18 protein-coding genes and 1 pseudogene are annotated in these 25,912 nt (G+C 72.8%); 7 read left to right on the plus strand and 12 right to left on the minus strand.

The window, feature by feature from the left end; genetic code table 11:
* Positions 1–119 precede the first annotated feature (119 nt).
* Positions 120–443, plus strand: a pseudogene (locus Q8791_RS28315) (phosphoribosyltransferase); the annotation flags it as partial.
* 180 nt (positions 444–623) lie between these two features.
* On the opposite strand, the gene Q8791_RS28320 reads toward Q8791_RS28315, so the two are convergent.
* The 5 genes from Q8791_RS28320 to fdh form a co-directional block, all read right to left on the minus strand.
* Positions 624–1,286, minus strand: coding sequence for a hypothetical protein (locus Q8791_RS28320; RefSeq protein ID WP_330094895.1), 663 nt, complete (start codon positions 1,284–1,286; stop codon positions 624–626).
* Positions 1,287–1,469: 183 nt separating this feature from the next.
* On the minus strand, positions 1,470–3,320 hold the full coding sequence (locus Q8791_RS28325) for a hypothetical protein (RefSeq protein WP_330094896.1): 1,851 nt from the start codon (positions 3,318–3,320) through the stop codon (positions 1,470–1,472).
* Between the two features lie 67 nt (positions 3,321–3,387).
* Positions 3,388–4,503: an NrfD/PsrC family molybdoenzyme membrane anchor subunit gene (nrfD, locus tag Q8791_RS28330; protein WP_330094897.1), complete on the minus strand. Its 1,116-nt coding sequence runs from the start codon at positions 4,501–4,503 to the stop codon at positions 3,388–3,390.
* The gene (locus Q8791_RS28335) at positions 4,500–5,426 is read right to left on the minus strand and encodes a 4Fe-4S dicluster domain-containing protein (RefSeq protein ID WP_330094927.1); all 927 of its coding nucleotides are present in this window, start codon (positions 5,424–5,426) and stop codon (positions 4,500–4,502) included. Before Q8791_RS28335 ends, nrfD begins: the two co-directional genes overlap by 4 nt.
* Before the next feature lie 8 nt (positions 5,427–5,434).
* The gene (fdh, locus tag Q8791_RS28340; RefSeq protein WP_330094898.1) at positions 5,435–8,665 is read right to left on the minus strand and encodes a formate dehydrogenase; all 3,231 of its coding nucleotides are present in this window, start codon (positions 8,663–8,665) and stop codon (positions 5,435–5,437) included.
* Positions 8,666–9,008: 343 nt separating this feature from the next.
* On the opposite strand from fdh, the gene Q8791_RS28345 reads away from it, so the two are divergent.
* Together Q8791_RS28345 and Q8791_RS28350 are read left to right on the plus strand one after the other, a co-directional pair.
* Entirely contained in the window at positions 9,009–10,667 is a 1,659-nt protein-coding gene (locus Q8791_RS28345; RefSeq protein WP_330094899.1) for a catalase, read from the plus strand.
* A 10-nt stretch (positions 10,668–10,677) separates the two neighbouring features.
* Entirely contained in the window at positions 10,678–11,142 is a 465-nt protein-coding gene (locus tag Q8791_RS28350) for a hypothetical protein (protein ID WP_330094900.1), read from the plus strand.
* Between the two features lie 57 nt (positions 11,143–11,199).
* Here Q8791_RS28350 and Q8791_RS28355 read toward each other — a convergent pair whose 3' ends face one another.
* The 6 genes from Q8791_RS28355 to Q8791_RS28380 form a co-directional block, all read right to left on the minus strand.
* Positions 11,200–12,567, minus strand: coding sequence for an MFS transporter (locus tag Q8791_RS28355; RefSeq protein ID WP_330094901.1), 1,368 nt, complete (start codon positions 12,565–12,567; stop codon positions 11,200–11,202).
* Between the two features lie 507 nt (positions 12,568–13,074).
* Entirely contained in the window at positions 13,075–14,199 is a 1,125-nt protein-coding gene (locus Q8791_RS28360) for an adenosine deaminase family protein (RefSeq protein ID WP_330094902.1), read from the minus strand.
* A gap of 74 nt (positions 14,200–14,273) precedes the next feature.
* Positions 14,274–15,335 (minus strand): ABC transporter substrate-binding protein, encoded by a 1,062-nt coding sequence (locus Q8791_RS28365; protein WP_330094903.1) that lies wholly within the window; start codon positions 15,333–15,335, stop codon positions 14,274–14,276.
* Positions 15,336–15,418: 83 nt separating this feature from the next.
* Positions 15,419–16,435, minus strand: a complete 1,017-nt coding sequence (locus Q8791_RS28370) for an ABC transporter ATP-binding protein (RefSeq protein ID WP_330094904.1) — start codon at positions 16,433–16,435, stop codon at positions 15,419–15,421.
* Positions 16,432–17,229: an ABC transporter permease gene (locus Q8791_RS28375; protein ID WP_330094905.1), complete on the minus strand. Its 798-nt coding sequence runs from the start codon at positions 17,227–17,229 to the stop codon at positions 16,432–16,434. The genes Q8791_RS28370 and Q8791_RS28375 overlap by 4 nt, the downstream gene beginning before the upstream one ends.
* Positions 17,226–18,047 (minus strand): ABC transporter permease, encoded by an 822-nt coding sequence (locus tag Q8791_RS28380; RefSeq protein WP_330094906.1) that lies wholly within the window; start codon positions 18,045–18,047, stop codon positions 17,226–17,228. Before Q8791_RS28380 ends, Q8791_RS28375 begins: the two co-directional genes overlap by 4 nt.
* Positions 18,048–18,229: 182 nt before the next feature.
* Here Q8791_RS28380 and Q8791_RS28385 point away from each other — a divergent pair, with 182 nt between their 5' ends.
* A complete protein-coding gene (locus Q8791_RS28385; protein ID WP_330094907.1) occupies positions 18,230–19,207 on the plus strand; it encodes a LacI family DNA-binding transcriptional regulator in 978 nt (325 codons plus the stop codon).
* 122 nt (positions 19,208–19,329) lie between these two features.
* Here Q8791_RS28385 and Q8791_RS28390 read toward each other — a convergent pair whose 3' ends face one another.
* The gene (locus tag Q8791_RS28390) at positions 19,330–21,444 is read right to left on the minus strand and encodes an SMI1/KNR4 family protein (RefSeq protein WP_330094908.1); all 2,115 of its coding nucleotides are present in this window, start codon (positions 21,442–21,444) and stop codon (positions 19,330–19,332) included.
* A 452-nt stretch (positions 21,445–21,896) separates the two neighbouring features.
* On the opposite strand from Q8791_RS28390, the gene Q8791_RS28395 reads away from it, so the two are divergent.
* The 3 genes from Q8791_RS28395 (at position 21,897) to Q8791_RS28405 (ending at position 25,554) form a co-directional block, all read left to right on the plus strand.
* Positions 21,897–23,300 (plus strand): MFS transporter, encoded by a 1,404-nt coding sequence (locus tag Q8791_RS28395; protein WP_330094909.1) that lies wholly within the window; start codon positions 21,897–21,899, stop codon positions 23,298–23,300.
* A 186-nt stretch (positions 23,301–23,486) separates the two neighbouring features.
* Positions 23,487–24,239 carry a MerR family transcriptional regulator gene (locus Q8791_RS28400; RefSeq protein ID WP_330094910.1) on the plus strand — a complete coding sequence of 251 codons (753 nt, stop codon included), beginning with the start codon at positions 23,487–23,489 and terminating at the stop codon, positions 24,237–24,239.
* 391 nt (positions 24,240–24,630) lie between these two features.
* A complete protein-coding gene (locus Q8791_RS28405; protein ID WP_330094911.1) occupies positions 24,631–25,554 on the plus strand; it encodes an alpha/beta fold hydrolase in 924 nt (307 codons plus the stop codon).
* The last annotated feature ends 358 nt before the right edge of the window (positions 25,555–25,912 follow it).

Consider the following 25,912-nt stretch of genomic DNA (forward strand, 5'->3'; position numbering starts at 1 on the left):
GGGGCCTGTTGCACCTGAGTGCTCGTCGAGCATCACCGCGAGCCTACCGCCCCGGGCGGACACTCGGGAGATGCCGAACGAAACCGAACAACACAGGATCTAGTGGTGTTTTAGAGAGCCTGATCAACGTGGAGTTCTACACCGGGGTCGGCACGACCCTCGACATGCCCGTCATGCTGCCGCCGGTCCCGAACGTGGTGGACCTGAGCAACAAGAAGGTCCTCGTCGCGGACGACGTGGCCGACACGGGCAGGACCCTCAAGCTGGTGCACGACTTCTGCGCCGAGCACGTCGCCGAGGTGCGCAGCGCGGTCGTGTACGAGAAACCGCAGTCACTCATCAAGTGCGAGTACGTGTGGAAGCACACCGACCGGTGGATCAACTTCCCGTGGTCGGTGGAGCCGCCCGTCGTCCACCGCCCGGACCAGGTCCGGGACTCCTGACGGGTGCCGCCCTCCCCGGGCGACGGCTGTCGCGGCCACCCCGGGGGGCTTGGTGTCCGCGGGGCTCCGCCGACGTCGCGGCGGCGCGTCCGGGAACCGGGCCCGGGGCGCGCCCCTCCGCCGGCGGCGGCCCCGGCGTGTGAGCGGGCGCCCTGGTCGCGGACACGGCCCCGGTGCGGCTCAGATCCGCTGCACCGACAGGAGGCCGACGAACGCGTCGAGGTCACCGGCGCGGTCGGTGAACTCCGCGGCCCGGCAGGAGGAGGCGATGATCATCTCGACGTCCGCGAACCACCGGGCGGACAGGCGCAGGGCGTAGTCTTCCCCGTCGACGCCGGTGTAGTCGAGCGCCACCGTCCGGAACAGGGCGGTGTCCCCGCTCGCGTCCTCGACCGCCACGTACGGCTCCTCCGTGACCCCGACCTCGCCGACCTCGGCCTCCAGGACGCCGACCCACCCGTCGATGGTGTCGTCCGGGTACCCGGTGGCGCCCTCGGCGTTCTCGGCGGCGTTCTGCTGGAGCGTGACCTGGCAGGAACTGGTCTCGTGTCGGAACTGGTGGATGCCGTTCTCGTCGAAGACCACCGTCTCCCAGCCCGGGGCGGGCGTCGGGACCCCCCAGGCCGCGCGCCCGGGGTCCGCCTGGTCGGCGGACGGCGACGCGTCCGTCGAAGCGCCCCCCTCCGCCTCCGGCTCCTCACGTTCCGGGGAGGGCGCGGCGGCGGGTTCGGGGGTGGGCGACATGTCCTCTCCGGGGCCCAGCGGGGGCAGGCAGGCGGTCGTGGAGAGGGCCAGTGCGAGGAGCGCGGCGGCACGTACGTGGACAAGTCTCTTCGTCGTCATGTCCCCATACTCGGGACGGCGGGGCCGCCGTCCGTGAGTAGGCGTACTCACACGGATGGCCGGGTCCGGCCCGAACCGGAGTGCCGTCTCCGGCATCAGCGCGGCAGAACGGCAGAACGGCAGAACGGCAGAACGGCAAGACAACGGGACAACGGAACAGCGGGGAGGCCCGGGGCCCGGAGGTCACCCCCGGGCGCTGCGCAACCGTTCCGCCAGCCAGGGCGGCACCCGCCCCGAGTCCCTGGGGTAGTAGCGGGCGTCCAGGGCGTAGCTGAACGCCGGCGGCGGCACGGAGAAGTCGGGCTCGTCGTCCCGGTCGTAGACGACCCGCCAGCCCCCGGCCCGCTCCAGGACAAGTTCCGCACGGAACCAGGCCCCCCGGCCCTCGGAGTAGGTGGCCGACCGCAGGTCCGCCAGCGCGGCGCGCAGCTCCTCGTCCAGCCCCAGCTCCTCGTCCCCCGCGGGGCCGGTGGCCACGATGGTTCCGCCCGCGTAGCCGACCAGAGCCCGGTAGGACAGGCGCAGGCGGTCCCAGTCCCGCCGACCCGCCGCTGCGCGCAGCAGGAAGCCGATCCGGTCGAGCAGGGCGACGCGCCCCTCCGGGTCCGGCCGCAGGGGCGGGATGCTGGGCGTCCCGGCAGGGCCGGGCCACGGGGGGTCGAAGGCGGACGCGTCGTCCAGCAGCGCGGCCCAGGCGGGGCGCCACCCGGGTGAGCGCGCCGCCATCTCGTCGGCCAGGAACCCCAGGTTCTCGGGGGTGCCGTCCGACGCCCCGTTCTCCCAGGTCGGCCAGTGGTCGTAGACGCGCTCCAGCAGGACCTCCCGTGGGGAGGCGGTGATCCGCGCGAAGAGCCAACGGCCTCGTTCGGGGTGCGCTTCCTGCCGCCGCAACCGTTCCAGCAGTTCGGGCAGGCCGGTGTCGGAGGGCACGTCGGACCCGTCCTCCGAGGTGAGGCCCCAGGCATGGGGGGCGCGGAAGACCAGGACGCAGACGTCGCCGCTCCCGCCCGCGACCCGGTCGCCCACCGCTGCGGCGAGCGCAGCCACCTCGGAGAGGAGGGCCGCCCCGGACGCGGACCCCGCGGGCGGATCCACCCCTTCCGCCGGTCGCGGAGGGCCGTCGTCCGCGGCCCCCGGTGCGCCGGAGGGCCCCGGTCCGGGAGCGGACCGCGCCTCCCCCGCCCCCTCCGTGATCCACGGTTCGGCGTCGGAGACACCCCGGCCCGTGCCCCGGTCCGGGGACCGGGGCACCCCGAGGACCGTCACGGCCTCCGGCCGCGTGAACTCCCCTGCGGACCGCATGGCGTCGCCGACCAACAGCAGCTGCTCGCCCAGGCCGACGGCCGGACAGCCTCCGGAGGCGGGACCGCCCTGACCTGCCGGGAGCACGTGAGGCTCGGAGTCCCCCGTCAGCCCGAGCCCGCGCGCGCACTCCAGCGCGCGTTCCGTGTCGGTGTCCCCCGTGTGCTCCAGGTACCCGATCACCGCGCCCAGGGAAGCGGCATCCACCGCGTGCTCCTCGGCGCGGGCCACCAGGGTCGCCAGCGCCTCCCGCAGCGGCCCCCGGCCGAACCCGTCCGTGTCCGGGTCCAGGATCTCCATGCGCCACACCAGCATGTCCGCGTCAGCCCCCTCCACCGCAGGGCCGAGGCCGTCGTCGTCCCAGTCGTCGGGGTAGGCGGTACGGGCCCAGGCGCCGTCCCACCAGTAGGCGAAGTCCGGGCACGGGACCCGTTCGAGCCACTCCCACGGCAGCCAGTCGGGCGCTCCCTCGAACGGGTCCACCGGACGCGGCCACCCCCGCTCGGGCGACCTGAAGCGGTGGGCGCCGACCAGCAGGAACCGCCCCCCGGCCACCCTGGCCAGCCGGAACCCGTCCCCGTCCGCGCTGTCGCCGCGCCGGACCACGCCGTCCTCGGCCACGCAGTCGGCGAGGCCCAGTCCGGCGCACACCGCCGCGTACACCCCGGTCCTCGCCCAGAGGAGCTCCGGACCGGGCAGGTCGGAGGGAAGTCCTGGCCGGTGGAACGCCATCGTCGGGCCTTTCTGGGGGATCTGTCCTGGAACCGTCTTCCTACCCCGAAGCCGGGTGGAGGCGCGCTCAGTCCTCGGCCTCGCCTCGGGGACCGGCACGGCCGGCCTCGCGCCCCGCCTCGAAGGCACCCTCCGTCCGCAGGGCCTCCTCGGCGCGCGCGGCCATCCGCCTCCGCTGGGGCAGCACCGTGTACTTCGGATCGGCGGCGGACTGCTTGCCGGCGTGGAAGACCCCCAGCCGGGTGCAGGCGGAACCGGCGAGCAGGGCGGCGCCGCTCAGCGCGGAGACCGTCCGGCTCCGGCGCCCCAGCACGGCCCCTGCCGCGCCCGCCAGGGTCAGGGCCTCGGCCGCGCGGACGAAGACACCCGCGGTGCCCAGCCGGTACGGTTCGCCGGCCAGTCCCATGCGGCGCCGCATGGCGGTGAACACCGCGGTCTCCACGAGCGCACCGCCCACGGCGGCCCGGCGCGCGGGTCCGCTCTGCGCGGTCGGCGCGACCACCAGCCCCGCCCCTCCCGCCGCGGCCACGGCCGAGGCGGCGAACACGAACGGCATGTGTCGGTACCCCTCGTGCCAGGAGGGCACGGCGGTGTCGCACACGAGGGGCGCCGTGTAGGTGGCGACGAGCGGTCCGAGGGCGGCGGCGCCGAGGGTGGCGGCGCGGCCGATCCGGGGGAACCACCCCGTCGCGGCGGTCACCGCGGCGGCCCCGGCGAGCGGCCCGTACCCCGTCAGGATCCACGTCCCCACGCTCATCGGGGAGGTCGGCTTGACCACCCGGAGCATGTTCAGGAAGCGCTCGGGCCGACCCAGGTCGTGGACGAGCGCGACCACGGAACCCGAGATCGCGGCGAGGGCCGTGTACTTCAGCGGGCGCGCCAGGGCGTCGCGGCCGGTCAGCTCGGCCCCGGCCGCGAGGACCGAGGACGCACCCGCCAGTCCGCCCAGGAAGAGGTACCCGCCGATGTCGGGGGCCTCCCACACCACCTGGTTGAGGACGGGCCTCCCGTAGTAGGAGCGGAACTCGGCGTCCGGCACCCGTGTGGGCTCGCCGCGCCCGCCCCGCCGCCCGCCGTGCCGACGGCGCTGCTCCTCCCCGACCACCCGCGCGCTCCCGGTGACCGCGTCCCGTCCCGGACGCTGCCCGCGCACGCCCTCCCTCGTCACGTCCGACGTGCTCACCGTCGCCTCCCCGCGAACGCGGCGGCCGCTCCGACCAGCAACGCGACGGCCGCCACGCCCGCGTGCGCCCACATCGACGGCAGGTCCCGGGTGGTGACCACCGGGTCCGGCGGCATCCCGTAGACCTCCGGTTCGTCCAGCAGCAGGAAGAAGGCCGCGTTGCCGCCCACACCGTCGCCGGGGTCCTCGCCGTACAGCCGGGCGGAGGAGACCCCCGCCCCGTGGAGGGCCTCCAGGCGACTCGCCGCACGCTCACGCAGCTCGTCCAGGTTCCCGAACTGGATGGAGTCGGTGGGACAGGCCTTCGCGCAGGCGGGCTCCAGGCCGTCGCCGATCCGGTCGTAGCACATGGTGCACTTCCAGGCCCGGCCGTCGTCCTCGCGCCGGTCGATGACGCCGTAGGGGCAGGCCGAGACGCAGTACCCGCAGCCGTTGCAGATGTCCTGCTGGACGACCACGGTGCCGAACTCGGTACGGAAGAGCGCGCCCGTCGGACAGACGTCCAGACAGGCGGCGCTGGTGCAGTGCTTGCACACGTCCGACGCCATGAGCCACCGGAACTCCCCTCGCCCGTCCTCACCGGTGGAGGCCCCGGGGAGTTCGAGGGAGGGCATGCCGAGGTCGACGGGCGCGGGGCGCCCCACACCCGGGTCCTGGTGTCCCAGCGGTCGCCGCTGCTCGACGAACGCCACGTGCCGCCAGGTGTCCGCGCCCAGGCCGACGCTGTTGTCGAACGACATCGCGGTGAAGTCCAGACCGTCCTCGGGGACGGCGTTCCACTCCTTGCAGGCGACCTCGCAGGCCTTGCAGCCGATGCACACGCTGGTGTCGGTGAAGAACCCGACCCGCTCGCGCTGTTCGTCCCCGTAGCCGGGCCCGGTTCCTGCCTCTCCCGGGTCCCCGCCGTCCCTCTCGCTCCGCACGACCACGGTCACACCTCCGTTCCGGTCCGCTCGGTGACCCCGGCGCGCTCGCGGTACGCGCGCACCAGCTCCGCCCGGTCCGCGCCGCGCGGCCTGCGCCCCGGGACGATGTCGGCGGTGAGCGCCTTGACCTCCTGGATGTGCGTGTTGGGTTCGAGCGCGATCGACATGAGCTCGTTGGCGGCGTCACCGGTCGTGTAGCCGTTGGGGCCCCAGTGGTAGGGGAGACCGATGGTGTGAACGACGCGCCCCTGTACCCGCAGGGGCGCCATCCGGTCGGTGACCAGTACGCGCGCCTCGATCGCGGCGCGGGCGGTGATCAGCGTGGCCCAGCCCCCGTGCTCCAGTCCGCGCTCGGCGGCCAGCTCGGGGCCGACCTCGCAGAAGAAGGCGGGCTGGAGCTCCGCGAGGTAGGGCGTCCACCTGCTCATGCCCCCGGCGGTGAAGTGCTCCGTGAGGCGGTAGGTGGTCACCAGGTACGGGTAGACGTCCGCTCCGGGGGACCCCGCGTCCGGGTGGTACCGGTTGAACGCGTGCGGGTACAGGATCCGGGTGGGGTTGCGCTGCTGCCCGTAGAGCGGGTTCTCGAACGGGGTGTCCTGCGGCTCGTAGTGGGTGGGCAGCGGCCCGTCGTGGAGGCCGGTCGGGGCGTACAGCCACGCCCGGCCGTCGGCCTGCATGATGAACGCGTCCGTCCCGCTCAGGGCCTCCACCCCCCTCGCCCCTTCCGGGGGCCGGTAGTCCGGCGGCTTCTCCCGCTCGAAGTCGGGGACGTCGTGGCCGGTCCACCGACCGCGTTCGGCGTCCCACCACACCAGGGCCTTGCGCTCGCTCCAGGGCCTGCCGTCCGCGTCGGCCGACGCCCGGTTGTACAGCAGCCGCCGGTTGGAGGGCCAGCTCCACGCCCACTCGGACGCGACCCAGTCCTGCTCCGACCCGGGCCGGCGGCGTGCCGCCTGGTTGACGCCGTCGGCGTAGACCCCGCAGTAGATCCAGCAGCCGCAGCTCGTGCTGCCGTCCGCCCTCAGGTCGGTGTAGGAGCCGAGCGGGGCGCCGTCCGGGCCGCGGCCGTTGATCTCCGCCAGCACCGCCTCCGCGTCGGGGTCCCCGTGCTCGTCGATCGGGTAGTCCCAGGTCAGTTCGAGCAGGGGGAGGTCCCGGTCGAGTCCCGTGTCGGCGAGGAGCGAGCGCAGCATCGCGCCGAGCCGGTGGACGAACCACAGGTCGCTGCGCTGGTCGCCCCGGGGGAGCACAGCGCGGTCCCGCCACTGGACCGTGCGGTTGGTGTTGGTGAAGGTGCCCTCCTTCTCTGTGTGGCAGGCCGCGGGGAAGAAGAACACCTCCGTGCCGATCTCCTCGGTGCGGAGCTCGCCGGACTCCACCTCGGGTCCGTCCTTCCACCACGTGGCGCTCTCGATGAGGGAGAAGTCGCGGACGACCAGCCATTCGAGGTTGGCCATGCCCATCCGCTGCGCACGGCTGTTGGCGGAGCCCACGGCCGGGTTCTCGCCCATGAGGAAGTAGCCCTTGCACTCCCCCCGGATCTGCGCCATGACCGTGTCGTAGGTGCTGTGCGACCCGGTCAGGTGCGGCAGGTGGCCGAAGCGGTAGCCGTTCTCCTCGGTGGCGTGGTCTCCCCACCAGGCCTTGAGCAGGCTGACGGTGTAGGCCTCCATGTGCGTCCAGAAGCCCTTGTAGGAGGCGCCGTTGGTCTTCACGTACTGCTCCAGGGACCCCTCGTGCGCGACGTGGGGCATCGGCAGGTACCCGGGCAGCAGGTCGAACAGGGTGGGGATGTCGCTGGACCCCTGGATGCTGGCGTGGCCGCGCAGGGCCATGATGCCGCCGCCCGGCCGGCCGATGTTGCCCAGCAGCAGCTGGAGGATGGACGCGGTCCGGATGTACTGGGAGCCGGTGGTGTGCTGGGTCCACCCCACCGCGTAGCAGAACGCGCTGGTGCGGTCCCGGCCGGAGTTGCGGGTGAGGTGGTCGCAGACCGTGGCGAACACCTCCCGGGACACCCCGCACACCTCCTCGACGGTCTCCGGGGTGTAGCGCGCGTAGTGCCTGCGGAGGATCTGGAACACGCACCGGGGGTCGGTCAGCGTGCGGTCCTCGCGGGGGACGCCGCTCATCACCGCGCCCCCCGAGCCCTGCTGCTCGGGGCGGCCCGTGCCGTGCACCCGGTCGAAGTTCGAGCGGTCGCCCGCGGCGGCGGCCACGGGAGCCCCGTCGTACATCCAGGTGGAGGTGTCGTAGCACCTGCCGTCGGCGTCGAAGCCGGAGAAGAGCCCGTCCAGGTCCTCGGTGTCACGGAACTCGTCGGAGACGATCGTCGCCGCGTTCGTGAACTCGAGGACGTAGTCGCGGAAGTACTTCTCCTCGGTGAGGACGTGGTTGACGATCGCGCCGAGGAAGGCGATGTCGGTGCCGGCCCGGAGGGGGACGTGCAGGTCGGCGAGCGCACTGGTGCGGCTGAACCGCGGGTCGACGTGGATGACGACGGCGCCGCGCGCCTTGGCCTCCATCACCCACTGGAAGCCGACCGGGTGTGCCTCGGCGAAGTTGGACCCCTCGATCACGATGCAGTCGGAGTTCTGGAGGTCCTGGAGGAAGGTGGTCGACCCGCCGCGTCCGAAGGAGGTGCCGAGCCCCGCGACCGTGGAGCTGTGGCACACCCGGGCCTGGTTCTCCACCTGGACGACCCCGAGCGCCGTGAACAGCTTCTTGATGAGGTAGTTCTCCTCGTTGTCCAGCGTCGCCCCGCCCAGGCTGGCGATGCCGAGGGTGCGTGCCACACGCCGCCCGTCGAACTCCTCCTCCCAGGTCTCGTCCCGGGTCCGCGCCACGCGGTGGGCGACCATGGTCATCGCGGTGTCGAGGTCGATCTCCTCCCAGTCGGTCCCGTAGGGGCGCCGGTACAGGACCTTGTCCTCGCGGGCGGACCCCGTGGTGAGCTGGAGGCTGGCCGACCCCTTGGGGCACAGGCGGCCCCGGCTGATCGGGGAGTCCGGGTCACCCTCGATCTGGATGACGCGCTCGTCCTTGACGTAGACGTTCTGGCCGCAGCCGACGGCGCAGTAGGGGCAGACCGACTTGACCACCCGGTCGGCGTCGGCGGTGCGGGGCCTCAGGTGCTCGGTGCGCCCGGACCTGGCCGCGGCGCCCCTGCCGAGGCGGTCGTCGCCGGTGGCCTGCCGGTACACCGGCCACGACTCGATCCACGTACGCACGCCCATGCTCGCCCCCGAACCGGCCCCAGGGGCCTGTCGACCTCTCCCGCTGACCCGCGGGCACAGGTCTCCACCGTCTGCGAGGCGCGGGTGGCGGCGGGAATGACACGCCGCTCATGGGACAGACATGGGGTGCGGCTGGCCCGGGCGTGTCGAAGGGCCGGGCGTCCGGGGGTTTCACGTGAAACATCGCGGCCGTCGCGGGGCAGGGCCCGGCGCGCCCGCCGGGAGGAACCATGACGACACGCCCCCGAACGGTAGGAAGCCTTTGCCGCGCGTTACCGGGCTCGGCGGTGGTCAGGTGCGAGGCTGGGGGAGCGACCATGACGACAGGTGGGGGACCAGTCACATGACCGACGTATCCAGCCAGGGGTCCGTGCCGGGAGACGACCGCGAAGTGCTCACGAACCGACAGGGGCACCCGGTCTACGACAACCAGAACCAGCGCACGGTCGGCGAGCGGGGGCCCGCCACCCTGGAGAACTACCAGTTCCTGGAGAAGATCAGCCACTTCGACCGGGAGCGCATCCCGGAGCGGGTGGTGCACGCGCGCGGCGCGACCGCGTTCGGCTACTTCGAGTCCTACGGCTCGTGGGGCGACGAGCCGATCGACCGCTACACGCGCGCCAAGCTCTTCCAGGGGAGGGGCAAGCGGACCGACGTCGCGCTGCGGTTCTCGACCGTCATCGGCGGCCGGGACTCCTCGGAGTGCGCCCGCGACCCGCGCGGCTTCGCCATCAAGTTCTACACCGAGGACGGCAACTGGGACCTGGTGGGCAACAACCTCGCGGTGTTCTTCATCCGCGACGCCATCAAGTTCCCCGACGTGATCCACGCCCTCAAGCCGGACCCGGTGACCTTCCGCCAGGAACCGAACCGCATCTTCGACTTCATGTCGCAGACTCCCGAGAGCATGCACATGCTGGTCAACCTGTTCAGCCCGCGCGGCATCCCGTCGGACTACCGGCACCAGCAGGGGTTCGGCGTCAACACCTACAAGTGGGCCAACTCCGCGGGGGACACGGTCCTCGTCAAGTACACGTGGATGCCCAAGCAGGGCGTGCGGAGCATGACCGAGGCCGACGCCGCCAACATCCAGGCGACCGAGACCGGCCACGCGACCAAGGACCTGCACGAGGCGATCGAGCGGGGCGAGTACCCCGAGTGGGAACTGCTCGTGCAGATGATGAGCGACGACGCGCACCCCGAACTCGACTTCGACCCGTTGGACGACACCAAGACCTGGCCGGAGCAGGACTTCCCGCCGAAGCCGGTGGGGCGGATCGTCCTCGACCGCAACGTCGCCAACAACTTCGCCGAGAACGAGCAGATCTCCTTCGGCACCGGCGTGCTCGTGGACGGCCTGGACTTCTCCGACGACAAGATGCTCGTCGGGCGCACCTTCTCCTACAGCGACACCCAGCGCTACCGGGTGGGGCCCAACTACCTCCAGCTCCCGGTGAACCAGGCCAGGAACGCGAACGTGCGCACCAACCAGCGCGACGGCCTGATGAACTACTACCAGGACGCCGCCGGGGAGAACCCGCACGTGAACTACGAGCCGTCCATCACCGGCGGCCTGCGCGAGGGGCAGTACCCCACGCACGACGAACAGGGGCCGGAGCTGCGGGGCAGGCTCACCCGCATGCGCATCTCCCGTACCAACGACTACGAGCAGGCGGGGCAGCGCTACCTGCTGATGGAGCAGTGGGAGCGCGACGACCTCGTCCTCAACTTCACGACGCTGCTCTCCCAGTGCGACCGGCCGATCCAGGAGCGCATGGTCTGGCACTTCCTCATGGTCGAGGACGACCTGGGTCTGCGCGTCGGCGCGGGGCTGGGCATCGGCCCGGACGACGTGGCCCAGCTGGGACCGCTCCGGAGCCAGACCCTGACGGAGGAGGAGCGCCGGCGTCTGGCCTCACTGGGCAGGAACGGGCCCCGCGACGTGGCGGGGCTGACCATGACCCACTGTGTGCCCGACCAGCGGCACGAGACCGGACGCTGAGGCCGCCGCCGTGGAACTGGGAACGACGCTCTCGCACGTCTCGTCGGCCGTCGGCCGGGGCCTGTTGGCCGGGTTGGCCGGAACCGCCGCCATGACGGTGTCGAGCACGGTCGAGGCACGGCTGCGGCACCGGGCGAACAGTTCGGCGCCGGCCGACGCCGCCGGGAAGGTGCTCGGCGTCCAGCCGACGGGCAACTCCGGGAAGAGCCGGTTCGGCACCGTCGTCCACTGGGGCTACGGCACCTCGTGGGGCGCGGTCCGGGGGCTGCTCGGCGCCGCCGGTCTGCACGGTCCGGCGGCCACGGCGGCGCACCTGGCCGTGGTGTGGGGAGGCGAGCAGATCGCCCTCCCCGCCACCGGCGAGGCTCCCCCCGTCTGGCGGTGGGGCGCCGGGGAGGTCGGGCTGGACCTGCTGCACCACGTGGTCTACGCCTGCACCACCGGCGCCGTCTACGAATGGCTCGACCGGAGCTGACACGACGACGGGGCGGAGGACCGGCGTACCGGTCCTCCGCCCCGTCGGGCGCCCGACCTATGCGGCGGGGGTGGGCTCGGAGTCGTCCACGTGCAGGTCGACGCCCTGGGGCTCCTTGACCATCGAGACGGCGACGAACGACACGGCGCAGGCCACCACGATGTAGGCGCCGATCGTCCACGAGGCGTCGAATCTGGTCAGCAGCAGCTCCGCGATCATCGGCGCGAACGCACCGCCGAGGATCGCGCCGAGCGCGTAGCCGATCGACACGCCCGAGTAGCGGATCTCGGCGGGGAACATCTCCGCGTACAGCGCCGACTGGGGCCCGTAGCTGAGGCCCATGCCGAGGGTGAACACGAAGACCGCGACGAAGTACATCAGGACGCTGCCGGTGTCGATCATGAACCACATCGGCACGGCCCAGGCGGCCAGCATCGCGTAGCCGATCTGGAAGGTGCGCACCCGGCCGATCCGGTCGCACAGCCAGCCGCCGTACAGGGTGGAGATCAGCCAGCCGAACGAGGCGAGCGTGGTCGCCAGCAGCACCGGCCCGCGGTCCATCCCCAGGCCGAACTCCTCGACCGGGCGGGACGCGTAGGTCGCGAGGAACGCGATCACGAGGTACCCGGCCGCGTTGTTGGCGAGGAAGATCAGCGCGGAGAGGACGACCTCCTTGGTGTTGCTCCGGAACAGCTGGCGCAGCGGCGCGGAGGCCTTGGCGCGGCGGTCCTGCATCAGCTTGAAGACCGGGGACTCCTCCACGGACTTGCGGATGAGGTGGCCGACGATGATCAGCAGGAAGGACAGCAGGAACGGAATGCGCCAGCCCCAGGCCAGGAACGCGTCCTGGCCGATGACCATGGTGATCGCCCAGACGACGAAGGTCGCCAGGATCATGCCGCAGGGAACGCCGATCTGCGGGTAGGCGCCGAAGTAGCCGCGCTTCTCGACCGGCGCGTGCTCCACCGACATCAGTGCGGCGCCGCCCCACTCGCCGCCCGCCGAGAAGCCCTGGAGGATGCGCAGGAAGATCAGGAGGATCGGCGCCGCCACGCCGATCTGGGCGTAGGTGGGCAGCGCGCCGATGAGGAAGGTGGCCAGCCCCATCATGACGAGGGTGGCGACGAGCACCTGCTTGCGGCCGAACTTGTCCCCGAGGGCTCCGGCGACGATCGCGCCCAGCGGTCGGAAGAGGAACGAGATGCCGATGGTGGCGAACGACAGGACCTGGGCCACCGCCGGGTTGGCCTCGGACAGCGGCGCGAGGAACAGAGGCGCGAGCACCAGGCCGGCGGCCTGCGCGTAGATGAAGAAGTCGTACCACTCGATGGTCGTGCCGACCATGGTGCCCGCCAGGACACGGCGCCGTTCTCTGGTCTCGACGGCGTTGGCCGGCGCTGAGGCCGCGGGGTCGGAAGGTGCCATTGCTGCTCCGTAGGTTCTCTGCCGACCGGGGGTCGGATTCTGCTGAGGGGCTCTGCCCCCGGGGCCGGGGAGGACGGCCGCCGGTCCGGGGCGCGGTCCCGGGCACCTGTCCCGTCCTCCGCGGTCACCTCGGAGGACGGCACGGCCCGAGCAGATGATGCGCCCTAGAACACCATGCCATGTGACACAGTGCACTTTTGACAACGGGTCCCCTTTATCGCAGATGAGAGGCCATCTCCTGACCGAACGGTCGGTGAGGGAGCGGGTACGGAACGGACTCCGGTCCCGGTCGTCGCCGCTGCCTGCCGCCCCGTGGCCGACGGCCCCGGGGCCGTCGGCGCGTCACCGTTCGGACGGGGCGCGCCGTGTCCGCCCACGTCAAAGGGGCCCATCGGTTCTCCCGATGGGCCCCTCCGACATGCGTTGCGGTGTGCGCCGCTTCGCGCGGCGCCTCCTCGTCCGGCCTGATCCGCCGCCGACCGCGTGCGCCCGGATCCGCCGTGCGGTTCAGGCCCCGGCGACGCCGAACTCGGCGTCCAGGGCCTCCAACTCCTTCTCGAACCGGGCGCGCAGGGCGGCCTTGCGGTCCGCGGGGAGCCAGGACGCGTCGACCCCGCCGAGAGCCATGGCGCGGAGCTGGTCCGCGGTGGCGCCGATGTCCTCGGACAGGATGCGGTACTCGGCGGCGAGGCTCGTCGGGAACATCCCCGGGTCGTCGGAGCACGGGATGACGTTCAGCCCCTCGTCGAGCATGGCCCTGATCGAGGCGCGCCGCCACGGCCGCCACGACCGGCGCGAGGTGGTGGAGGCGACGGTGAACGCGACCCCCTGCTCGCGGAGCCGCTCCACGACGGCGTCGTCCTCCAGGACGTAGTACCCGTGGTCGATGCGGTCGCAGCCGAGGAGGTCGAGGCAGGTGATGGTGTTGACGGCGGTGGGCGCGTGCTCGGAGGAGTGGGCGGTGCGGCCCAGCCCCGCGCGGCCCGCGAGGGCGTACGCCTCGGCGAAGCGCTCGGGCGGCCCCGCGGTCTCCAGGTTGTCGAGCCCGATCCCGGCGACGTACTCGTGCGGGTGGTCGACCACCTGCCGCACCAGGGCCAGGGCGTCCTCTCCGCTCCGGCTCCGGTCGATGCCCTGGATCAGGAACCCGCTCATGCCGAAGTCGCGCTCGGCCATGCGGATGCCCTCGGCGTAGGCCTCGACGCAGCCCGAGTAGCCGAGCCCGGCCAGGTGCGGGGGCGGCGCGTCGAAGAAGAGCTCCAGGTGGCGGGTGGAGCTGAGGCGGTGCGCGGCCTCGAAGGCCTCGTAGACGATACGGGTCAGGTCGTCCGCGTCGCGCAGCACCTCCGTGACCCAGCGCGAGACCTGGAAGAGCGAGTAGGACACGTCCGGCTCGTCGGGGGACCTGTGCTGGGGAACGGGGATGCGCGTGTTCCGGTACAGGTCGGGGTCGGGCGGCAGCGAGTTGATGTCGGCGTAGACGCGCTCGGGCTCCGTCGGCAGGTCGAGCCCCTCGCGCCGGGCCAGCTCGGCGAAGGTCGACGCGCGAACGGTCCCGATCAGGTGGCAGTGCAGGTCCGCCTTCGGCATCCTGGCGACGTAGTCGGCCGGAAGGCTGTGCGGGGTGTTCATGGGCTCCCGTTCTGGTTGGGAAACGAGTGGTACGGGGTCGGCCCCGCGGCGCTCGCGGCGCCGCGGGGACCGCGTCAGCCCGCGGTGACCTCGCGGGCGAAGCGCTCCACCCACTCGCCGCGCGTGGGGACGAGCTCGGCGGGGTCGAGGGTCGCGTATCCCGCGGCGATCGGGTCGTCGGCGACGTCTCCCACCACGGCGGTGATCGTGGAGGGCACGGTGGCGTCGGGGTGGACCGGCAGGTCCCCGACCAGCTCCGCGGACGCGGTCTGGGCCTCGGGGGACAGCAGGTAGTCGACGAAGGCGTGCGCCTCCTCGGCGTGGGCGGCGCCGACGGGGATCATCGCCCGGTTGGTGGCCATGTAGGACCCGCTGGCCGGCGGGGTCCAGGCGACCGGCTCACCGGCGGCGACCATCTCGGTCGCGAAGCCGCTCAGCGCGTCGGCCGCCACGATCTCGCCCTGGGCGAGGAGGTTGGTGACCTCCGTGGTCGACGTGTAGAACTGGAGCACCCCGGGGGCCCAGCCGCCCAGCGTGTCGAGCGCTGTGTCGATGTCGTAGGGGCCGTCGCCGTACGTCTCGGCCACGCCGGAGACCATCAGCTGGCCCGCGGTGACGGAGATGTCGGGCAGGGCCACCCGCCCGGCGTGCGCGTCGGAGCCGTAGAGCGACCAGTCGGCGGCCTCTCCGGCCTCCAGCTCGTCAGTGTTGTAGAGCGTGCCGTTGAGCTGGTAGCTGTACGCGGGACCGGAGTAGCCCTCCTCGACCGCGAAGTCCGCGATCTCCGCGAGGTGGGGGACCTGTGCGGCGTCCACCTCCTGGAAGAGCCCGCTCTCCTGGCCGAGGGCCGCGTAGTAGTCGGAGATGAGGACGACGTCGGACCCGCCCCCGCCCTCGAGGTCGAGCTTGGAGAGGCGGTCGGAGTTCGAGCCCGTGTCGAGGACGACCTCGATCCCGGTCTCCTCCGTGAACGGGTCGACGACGGCCTCCTGGAACTCCTCGACCCCGAAGGGGAAGGTGCTCACGACGAGGGCGTTCGCGCTCTCGTCGTCCGAGGAGGAGCAACCGGTGAGGACGACCGCGGCCGCGACGCCCGCGGTCAGGATCGGGCCGGGACGGCGAATGGCGTGGGACATGGCGTGCGGATTCCTCTCACCGGTCGCCCGGCGGATCCGGGCGGGTCGGAGCGGGCCGGGGATCCGGCCCGCGGGGATCGGGGTCAGTCGGGCAGGCGCACCAGGGCGCCGCCGTGGGCGCTCACGGTCACGTCGCCCCCGGGCGAGAGGCCCTCGGCCCCGCGTCCGCGCACGTCGCAGACCAGGCGCGCGGCGGAACCGGCGTCGTCGGTCGTGTCCACCGTGACCAGGAGGTCGGCCCCCCGGTAGGCGATGTGGGCCACCGTGCCGCGCAGGAGCAGCCCGTCGGGGTCGCTCTGCGCGTCGGCGCCGGAGGCCCCCGCGGCGACGCGGAGGTTCTCGGGCCGGACCGTGAGGGTCCGGCCGTCGGCGTCGGCGAGGAAGTTCTCGTAGCCCAGGAACTCGGCGACGAACCGGTTGGCCGGGGCGGGGAAGACCTCGCGCGGCGGACCCTGCTGCATGACCCGCCCCGCGCGCATGAGGACCATGTCGTCGGACATCTCCAGCGCCTCGTCCTGGTCGTGCGTGACCAGGACGACGGTCAGGCCGGTCTCCGCCTGGATGCGACGGATCTCGGCCCTCATCTGCACGCGCAGGCGCGCGTCCAGGTTGGAGAGGGGTTCGTCGAGCAGCAGGAGCTTGGGGCGGATCGCGATGGCGCGGGCGAGGGCCACGCGCTGCTGCTGGCCGCCGGAGAGCTTCTTCGGCCTGTTCCCGGCCAGATGGGCGAGGCCCACCAGTTCGAGGGTCTCCATGACCCGGTTCCGGCGCTCCTCCTTCGGAACCCGGCGGAGCTTGAGCCCGTAGCCGACGTTGTCCGCGACGGTCATGTGCGGGAAGAGCGCGTAGGACTGGAAGACCATGCCCAGGTCGCGCCGTTCCGGCGGGACGCGCGTGCAGTCCCGGCCCGCGATGCGGATGGTTCCCGCCGTGGGCCGGGAGTACCCGGCGAGCATCCGCAGGCTCGTGGTCTTGCCGCAGCCGCTGGGGCCGAGGAGGGTCGTGAGCCTCCCCTCGGCGATGGTCAGGCTGAGGTCGTCCACGGCGGTGAAGTCGCCGAACTTCTGGCTGACGCCGATGAACTCGGCAGCGCTGGTCATCGGTTGATACCTCCGAAGATCTTGGCGAAGCCGACGGTGCGTTCGGCGATGACGGCGAGGACGACGGTGCCCGCGAGGATGAGCGTGGCCATGGCCGCGACCATGGGGTCGTAGCTCTGCTGGACGTAGTCGAGCATCGTGACGGGCAGGGTCCGGAACTCGCGGGTCTGGAGAAGGAGCGAGAGGGGCACGTTGTTGAAGGAGGTGACGAAGCTCAGGAGCGCGGCCGAGAAGATCCCGGGGCGCAGCAGCGGGAGGGTCACCGTCGCGAAGGTCCTCAGGGGAGAGGCGCCGAGTCCCCGCGCGGCCTCCTCGACGTGCGGGTCGGCCAGCGCCAGCGAGGCCCCCGTGACGCGCACCGCGTAGGGGATCATGAGCGCCGTGTGCCCGAGTGTGAGGGCGGAGAGGCTGTCGAGCCCGAACCCGATCATGAGCTGCTGGTAGAGGGCGAGCCCCACCACCAGCTCCGGGACGATGAGCGGCGACAGGAACATGCCCTCGACAAGGCCCTTGCCGGGGATCCGGCCCCGGTGGATCGCGACGGCCACGGGCACGCCGATCAGCAGTGCGAGTGCCGTGGCCAGCGCCGCCAGCTGGAGGCTCGACACGAGGGCGGTGAGGAAGGGCTCGTAGCCGAGCGCCTCCTCGAACCACCGCGTGGAGAGGCCCTCCGGCGGGAAGCGGAGCGTGCTGCCCGCGGTGAACGCGGTGACGACCACGAACAGGATCGGCACGAGCATGATGACGTATCCGGCGACCGCGAGCGCGGCCGCGACGGGGCGGCGGGTGTTCACGCTGTGGCCCCCTTGCGGCCGAAGGCGGAGGACAGGCCGGAGACGAGGAAGACGAGCACCGTCATGACGAGCGCTGTGGCGGAGGCCGACGCCCAGTCCACCGTCACGCTGGAGTAGGCGTAGAGCTGGGTGGCGAGCATGCGCTGGCCCGATCCGCCCAGGAGGTAGGGCGTGGTGTAGGCGGTGACGGCGCCGGCGAAGACGAGCGTCGCGGCGACGACGATGCCGGGCGACGACAGCGGCACCACGACGCTCCAGAAGGTGCGGATCCTGCCCGCGCCGAGCCCCCGGGCGGCCTCGTCGAGGCCGGGGTCGACCTGGGCGACGGCCGAGTAGCAGGAGATGACCGCGAGCGGCAGGAACAGCTGGGTGAGGCCGAGGACGATCGCGAGCTCGGTGTAGAGCAGCTGCGGCGCCTGCTCCACGAGGCCCAGCCCGACGAGGGCCTGCCCCACGGCGCCGTTCGCGCCCAGGATGACCAGCCATCCGAAGGTGCGCACGACGTTGCTGAGGAGCAGCGGGAAGATCGCGAGGGCGAGCAGGACGCCCGCCCACCGGGAGGTGGAGCGGGCCAGCAGGTAGGCGATCGGGAAGCCGAGCCCGACGCAGAGCGCTGTCACGATCAGCCCCAGGCGCACCGTGCGCCAGATGATGCGCAGGTCGTAGGGGTCCGTGAGCATCTGGCCGACCCGGGCGAAGATCTCCGGGGTTCCCGTGCCGGGCGGGGAGAAGAGCATCAGCAGCGTCGGAACGAGGAATCCGACGAGCAGGAAGGCCAGACCGGGCACGAGCAAGAGGGCCGACTTGCGTGAGTGCACGGCCTTCCTCCTTCGGGCGTCATGAAACCGGTTGCACAACCGGTTTCACACACTCTAAGGTGCGAAGACGGGCCCACGCATCATGATCCGTGTAAACACCGTGTAACGACCTGCGAGAACGCGACAGCGGAGCCCCGCCGCATCCGGGCTAGGGTTGACCGACGAGACCTGGAGGCGAATCCGTGCCCACTCTGGCCGACGTGGCCGCGCTCGCCGCGGTGTCGAAGGCGACCGCGTCCCGGGCCCTGAGCCGTGAGGAACTGGTGGCCCCGGAGACCGCTGCCCGGGTCAGGGCCGCGGCGGAACAACTGGGCTTCGTCCCCAACCGCGCCGCACGCCACCTCGCCCGCGGGCGCACCGGCATCATCGCCCTGGTGGTGCCCACCCTGGACAACAGCTTCTTCACACCCATCATCGACGGGGCGCAGTCGCGGGCGGGGGAGGCCGACCTCCAACTCACCGTGTCGGTGCACTCCCTGGACTCCCCGGCCGCCACGGGGGCCTTCACCCGGCTCGCCAGCCAGGTCGACGGGTTCATCGTCGTGGCCCCGCGCGGCCCGGACGACGGCGTCCGCGCGGCGGGTTCCCTCAAGCCCGCGGTCCTCGTCGACCGCGAGATCGAGGGCATGACCTCGGTCGTCGCCGACACCGCGACCGCCTTCGGCTTCCTGGTCTCGCGCCTGGTGGACGACGGCCACGACCGGATCGTCTACGTCGGCGGGCCGGCCGGATCGTGGCAGGACGGCCAGCGCTCGGCGGCCGTCGCCGCCGCGGCCTCCGGCCGGGCCGAGCTGACCGTTCTGGGGCCCCATCCCTCGACCTTCGCGGCGGGGGTGGCGATCGCCTCCGCCGTGCGGGAGTCCGGTGCGACCGCCGTGGTGCCCTACGCGACCGCCATCGGGCTGGGCCTGATGTTCGCGCTCGCCGCCGAACCCGCCGGACGCCCCGTCACGGTCAGTTCGGAGCGCATGGTCGTGGAGTCCCTGGCGATGCGCGGCGTACCGGCCATCGACGTCGACGGCGCGGAACTCGGCCGGAAGGCGGCGGACCTCCTGCTCGCCCGACTCGCCGCAGGCCCCCGGACGCCGCTCCCCGCCGAACGCCTGCGCCTGCCCGTGCCGGTGCGCTGGCCCGACCTCACCGAGCCCCTGGACGCCTGACCCCGGACCCCGCCGAACGCCGCACCGGCCGGAGGCCGCGCCGCCGCGCGCGAGCCCCGGCGGGGCGCCGGGGGGGGGGGGGGCCGCCGGGGGGGGGGGGGCCCCACCGCGGCAGCCCGCCCCTACTCGTCCGCGCGGAAACCGCGGGGGGTGAACACCACCTCGCGGGCACGGCTGGGCGTGACCACCCCGCGCAGGGCGGGGTCGGTGAGCAGCACCACCGGCGCGACCCTGTTGGGCGCCACCGGGTACCACGAGGCCAGCGCCTCCTCGATGACGGCCCAGGCCTCGTCGTCGGCCCCCCGCGCTGCGAGGTCCCTCGCCCGGTCGAGGGCGAGCTCGAAGGCGGGCGGCTCCGGCGCCCGGCGCTCGGCCAGCAGGGCGTCCCGCTCCTCGTCGGTCGACGGCAGCCGGAGGCCCGTCGAGGTCCCGCCCAGGGAGCGGACCGCGAAGGCCGTGCTGCCGTGGTGGTCGAGACTGGCGCTGTACAGGTAGAGCGGCAGGGCCTCCGCCTCGATCTGCTCGACACCGACCTCGGCCACCACGTGGGGGCGGTGCAGGAGGCCGCGCAACTCGTGGTGGGTGCCGTGGACGTCGAGGAAGGCCGAGAGCACGGCCCTGAGGTAGGCGGCGGCGCCCGACCCCTTCTCCTCGGCCCGCCGGAAGGCGTCCATCGCGTCGGCCACCCGGCCGCGCAGCGCCGCCGCGCGCCCGCGGCCGAGGAGCTCCGCGACGCCCTCCGGGCGCACCGGGCGCCCCTCCGCCCCGCTCAGCTCCTCGAACGAGGCCCGCTCGGCGACCACCAGGTCCGCGAAGGACCGGTGGCGCTCACCCAGCCCGGGGTACCAGCTCGCCCACACGTAGGCCGCCCACTCCCCGTCGGGGGAGACGTCCCCCGCGTCCAGCAGCCAGTACTGGGCGTCGCTCTCACCGGAGACCAGGAGGAGCGGGCCGACCAGCCCGCCTTCCTCCAGGTACTCCTCGTCGAGCAGATCGTCCGGACAGTTGTGCAGCCAGTCCGCCTCGGCGGTGGAGAGGATCTCGTACATGAACGTGCTCATCGTGGTCCAGCCGTCGGACGCCGCGAGGAACGACCGGTAGCTGGGCGGGAGGGGGACGCCCAGCCTCTCCTCCAGGGCCGTGATCCGCTCGTCCGGTGCCGCGTCGTAGCCCAGCCAGGATCCGGCACGCTGTTCCTCGGTGATGCCGTCGAGCTCCCCGCGCTCCAGGACGCGCAGCATGTCGGCGCTGTACTCGGCCAGGAAGGCCCGCCAGTCCTCGACCGTGGCCGGCACGCCCTCCCCGAGGCCGGCGGCGATCCCGGCGTACGGCACAGGGGCCTCCCCGGCCGCGTACCGGTGACCGGAGAACGCCTCGTAGGAGCGCTCCCCGGAGAAGAACCGCACCCGGCAGAGCTGGGTCTCGCCCCCGCCGCAGTTGCCGGTGATCTCCAGCCTCAGGTGTCGGTAGGACGCCTCCGCCGCGGAGCCCGTCACCTGGAAGTCGCGGGAGAGGTGCCGCTGCGGGAAGAACTCCCCCGAGCGGGAGTCCAGCACGACCCACGTGTCGCCGTCCGACGACCCCTGGAGCTCCCAGTCCCGGGGATCGCGGTCGGCGAAGTCGTTGGCGGACTCCAGGGCGTAGTGGCGGACGCGGACGGGCTCGTCCAGAGTGAACTCCAGCCAGTCGGCGTCACGCCAGGACAGCCACTTGGCGGCCGTCGCGTCGAGCAGGTTGAGGGCGACCTCTCCCGCCCTCTTGTGCTCGTTGCCGGCCCGCACCTCGCGCACCCGGTCGGTGACCTCGCCCGCCGTGGCGGTCTCCTCCAGGTCCACGGAGCGCAGCACGACCGAGCCGCCCCCGCCCTCCCGGTCGGCCCAGCCGAGCCGTGCCACCGGGGACCCGCCGTCCTCGACGAGCAGGAACAGGTCCTGTCTCCCCTCACCTCCCTCGACCCGGAACCGGTGGGGGTGCCCCTGGGTCCGCTCCACGAGCCGGCCCCGCCACTCGTAGGTCGTGCCGTCCGCGGCGATCCGCAGGCCGACGAACGCGGCCATCCCGGGATCGAACCCGATCACCGCCTCTGCGCCGTGGGAGTCCCGCCAGTCGAGGCGGGCGAGCGGCACGGCCTTCCCCGCCTCGAACGCGACGACCAGTCCGTGGTCCGACGTCCACTGCCCTGTCCCCGTCCGCTGCCGTTCTGTGTGAAAGACGAGTGAGGGCACGTGCTCCGACATGGGGCTCCTAGATATGAGAGGGGTCATGGCCGGAGGCGGGCCCAGACCGCCCACGCCCCCGGCGACGCAGGAAGGCTATGCGCGCGAGCCGACAGTCGGGACCACGCGGGGGCGGGCGTCCGCGACCGGGACCCGGCCGGCCCGGCGGGTCGACCCGTCGACGGATCGACATGACGACTCGTCCCGTTGTCGACTCCGGCCGACCGCCCCGCGGAAAGTGACGCCCATCACCCGGCCCAGGGGTTGAGTGTGCCGCGAGGGCACCGTTTCTGCTGGTTCCACCGCACCCCCACAACGCCGGTGGGTGACACCCGGCCCCGGCCGGCCGTCGCGTCCCCGCGACGGCGCCGCCGCCAGAGGGACGCCGGGCGGCCCCGGGAGCCGCGCACCCGGCTCCCGCCCGGTCCCGTGCACCGGCATCGACATCGACAACCAGGACGAGGAGCACCCGCGTGCGTCGCAATTCCGTGATCTACCTGAGTTCCTACGGGCTGTCGCTCCTCGGCAAGGGCATAGCGGCCGCCGTACTGCCCCTGCTCGTACTGGACCGCACCGGAGACGTCCTCGCCGCCGGGATCCTCGCCACGGTCACCACGGCGACCTCCGCCGTGGTGGGGCTCCTCGGCGGCCTGCTCGTGGACCGGGTCGACCGCCGCAGGCTCTCGGCCACCTCCGACCTCCTGGCAGCGGGGTCCGTGGCCACCCTCCCCGTCGTGGACGCCGTCTGGGGTCTGTCCATGGCGTGGTTCGTGGGGGTGGCGGTCGTCGGCGCCGTCATCCGGGTGCCGGGGACGACCGCCCTGGAAACCCTCCTCCCCGCCATGGCGAGGCTGGACGGCGACCGCAGGGGGACGCTGGACCGCCTGGTCGCCACCCGCGAGACCCTGAGCAACGTCCTGCTGCTCGCCGGACCCGGCGCGGGCGGCCTCCTCGTCGTGCTGCTCGGCCTGACCCCCGTGGTGCTCTACGCGACCGCCGCGACGAACGTCCTCGCCGCACTGCTCACACTGACCATCGACAGGCGCGCCGGAACCGTCCCCCTCCCCGAGCCCGCGACGGACGGCACCGCGCCCGCCCCGGGCGTGGTCCGCCGGGCGGCGACCGACCTGGCGCAGGCGTGGAGATTCCTGGCCACCAGCCGTATCGTCCTCGGCGCCACGCTCGTCATCTCGATGTTCGTGGCCGCCATCAGCGTGTTGCAGACGACCCTCATGCCCGCCTACTTCACCGCCGAGGGCCTCCCCGGCCTCGCGGGCATGACGCTGAGCGCGCTCGCGGCCGGGAGCATCGTCGGCTCCGCCGTCTTCGCCCTCTTCACCGGACGCGTGCGCCGCCGGACGTGGTTCGTGATCGGCATGGTCGGCCTCCTGCTGGGCTTCTCCGCGATCGCCACCCTGTCCTCCCCCTGGGTGGTCCTCGGAGCAGCGGCGCTGATCGGCCTGACCAACGCCCCGGTCGGCGCCGTCCTGGGCATCCTGACCATCGAGGCCACCCCGGACGCGATGCGCGGCCGCGTGCTCGGGGCGCAGAACTCCCTCATGCTCGCCGCACCCGCCCTCGCCTCCGCCCCGCTCGCGGCCGTGGCCGCCACGGCGGGGCTCCACGCCGCCGGGATCGTCCTCGCGGTGCTCACCGGCGTCACGGCCGTCGTCGCTCTCGCCGTCCCGGCGTTCCGATCCCTGGACGACCGGGACGAGGGCGGACCGGACGCGCACACCCACCGGGTCCCTCTCGACACCACGAGCGCCGACCCCCTCTCGTCGGTGCCCACTCCCCGCCCACAGTGCTCCGAACCCGCGTGCGAGCCGGAGTGCGCCTGCGCAGCGGGCCGGACCTCCACGACCGCGGTCGACTGAGCAGACCCCCTGCCGCGGCTCACGCACGCCACCGCGGAGGTTCCCCCACCGCTCCGGCGGGCACGACACCCCGTCCTGGTCGGCCGTGCCCGACGCCAGGACTTGACTGTGCCGTAACGGCATGGTTTCCAATGGCTTGTGTCGGCACGCCCGTGCCGACGGCGCCGGACACGCGAGGAGGGGACCATGACCTGGAGCACCCGTCAGGTGGCGGAGCTCGCCGGCACCAGCCTGCGGGCGGTGCGGCACTACCACGAGGTGGGCCTGCTGGACGAGCCGGAGCGGCGGGCCAACGGCTACAAGAGCTACGGCGTGGCGCACCTGGTGCGGATCCTGAGGATCAAGCGCCTGGCGGACCTGGGGTTCACCCTGGCCCAGATCGCGGAGATGGGGGACGCCGACGAGCACCCCGAGGAGGCGCTGCGAGCGCTGGACGCCGAACTCGCGGGCACCATCGAGCGGCTCCAGCGGGTGCGCCTCGAACTCTCCCTGGTGCTGCGCAAGTCCTCACCCATCGACCTTCCTCCCGAGTTGGGCCTGCCCGCGGGCACGAACCTGCCCGACGCCGACCGCTCGCTCGCCGTCGTCATGTCGAGGCTGCTGGAACCCTCCGCCCTGGACGAGTACCGGGAGGTGATCCAGAAGGAGCAGTTGCTCCCCGGAGAGGCCGAGTTCAACCACCTGCCCGCCGATGCCGACGAGGAGACCCGGCGCGCATTGGCGGAACGGTTCATCGAGCCCGTCCGCGACCTCCTCGCGGAGCACCCTGCTCTGGGCGACGTGCGAACGATGGCGCCGAAGAACCCCCGGTTCGCCGCGGAGACCGTCGTCGCCGCCATGAGGGACCTCTACAACCCGGCCCAGCTCGACGTCATGCGCCGCATCTCGATCGGGCTGGAGGAGAAGAAGGAGGCCGCCGCGCGGGACGGCCGGGACTGACCCGCGCGTGCGGGGTCGACATGACGACTCGCCCCGATGTCGACTCGTCGCCACGTCGACCCGTCGACCCGTCGATCCGTCGACTCTGTCGCGGCGCCCCCCGCGAGAGGACGCTACGGACCGGGGTGGCGCGGGCCCCGCACCGCCCGCGGGTCGGGGCCTGTCCCCCATAAGAGGGACACACAGGTGTCCACTGTGCGGTGATGACCACGGAGCGCCGAATCCGTAGCGTTCTCATCGGGCGCGGCTTTCCGTTCGCGGGGCAGGGGCCACACCCTCTGCTCCCGGCCGACCGCGCGGCCCGTACGGCGGGGTCGTCGCCGACGAGAACGCCCCTCCCGCCCCGCGGCTCCGTTCGCCCCTCATCCCGTTTCCCTCACTGGAGGCCCTCATGTCCCGCACCGTCCGGGCGACCGCTCTGACCGCACTCTGCTGCACCCTGGCCGTCACAGGGCTCACCGGATGCGGGGCGCTCTCCGATGTGCGGTCCGGCCTGCAGGAGGCGCAGACCGACCTGGAAACCGCCGCGGAGGAGGTGATGACCGAAGGGGAACTGTTCACGGGAACGAAGATGCTCGCCGTCGACGGCGGTTCCGTGAACGTCTCCTGCTCCGGCGCCCCGGCGGACGACCGGCCGGTCATCGTCCTGATGGCGGGGATGGGCGACGGGCTGGACACCCTGGCCGACCTTCAGGAGACCCTGAGCGAAACGGACCGGGTCTGCTCCTACGACCGGTTCGGCGAGGGCGAGAGCGACCAGCCGGCCGGCCCCCAGAGCATCGCCGACATCGGGGAGACCCTGACCGCAGTCCTCGACGACGTCGCCGGTGACGGCCCGGTCGTCCTGGCAGGCCACTCGCTGGGCGGTCTGATCGCCGCACGCTACGCCCCCGACCACACGGACAGGGTCAGGGGGCTGGTTCTGCTGGACGCCACATCCCCGACGATGCTCGACGACATCACCGGTGTGATCCCCGAGTCGGCCACAGGCGCCGGCGCCGAGGTCCGCGCCCAGAACATCGCGGTGTTCGAGGGGGAGAACCCGGAGAGCATCCTCATCGAGAGCGACGCGGTCCGCTCCGCGGGGGACATCCCGACGGAGATCATCCAGCACGGCGTCCAGTACCTCGGCGAGATCCCCGAGTACGGGGACGACCTGGAGCGCGTGTGGACCGAGGGCCAGGAGAAGTGGGCGGAGGTCTCCAGCAACAGCCGGCTCAGCACCGCCGACGAGAGCGGCCACTACATCCACGTCGACCAGCCCGAGATCGCCGTCGAGGCCATCCAGCGCGTCACGGACCAGGCCGCCGCCTGAGAAACCGCCGGGCCCGCGGTCGGCTGCGCGAAGCGGCGACCGGGCCCTCGTCCGAGAGGGCGGAGCATCCCCGTCGGACCTGCCCTGCGTGAGCGGAGGCGGGTCCGGCGGGGATGTTCGCGCGTCCCCTCCGGCCCCGCCGGCGCGGTCCGGGCGTTGATCGGACCCGCCGGGGCGGCCGCGACCACGGCGGGGGGGGAGCGCCCCCGCACCTCGCCGGAGACGGCGGGTTACCCGGGCGGTACGGGCGAACTCCGGCGGAGCCGCCCGGGAGCCGCAGCAGAGCTCGTGGAGCCCCGGGCGTGCCCCTGCCGGGGGAGGGCGTCGGCCGGATCCGGGGCGACACGGCGCAGAGACG

The organism is Nocardiopsis codii (genome assembly GCF_036327455.1).
GTDB classification, from domain to species: domain Bacteria; phylum Actinomycetota; class Actinomycetes; order Streptosporangiales; family Streptosporangiaceae; genus Nocardiopsis; species Nocardiopsis codii.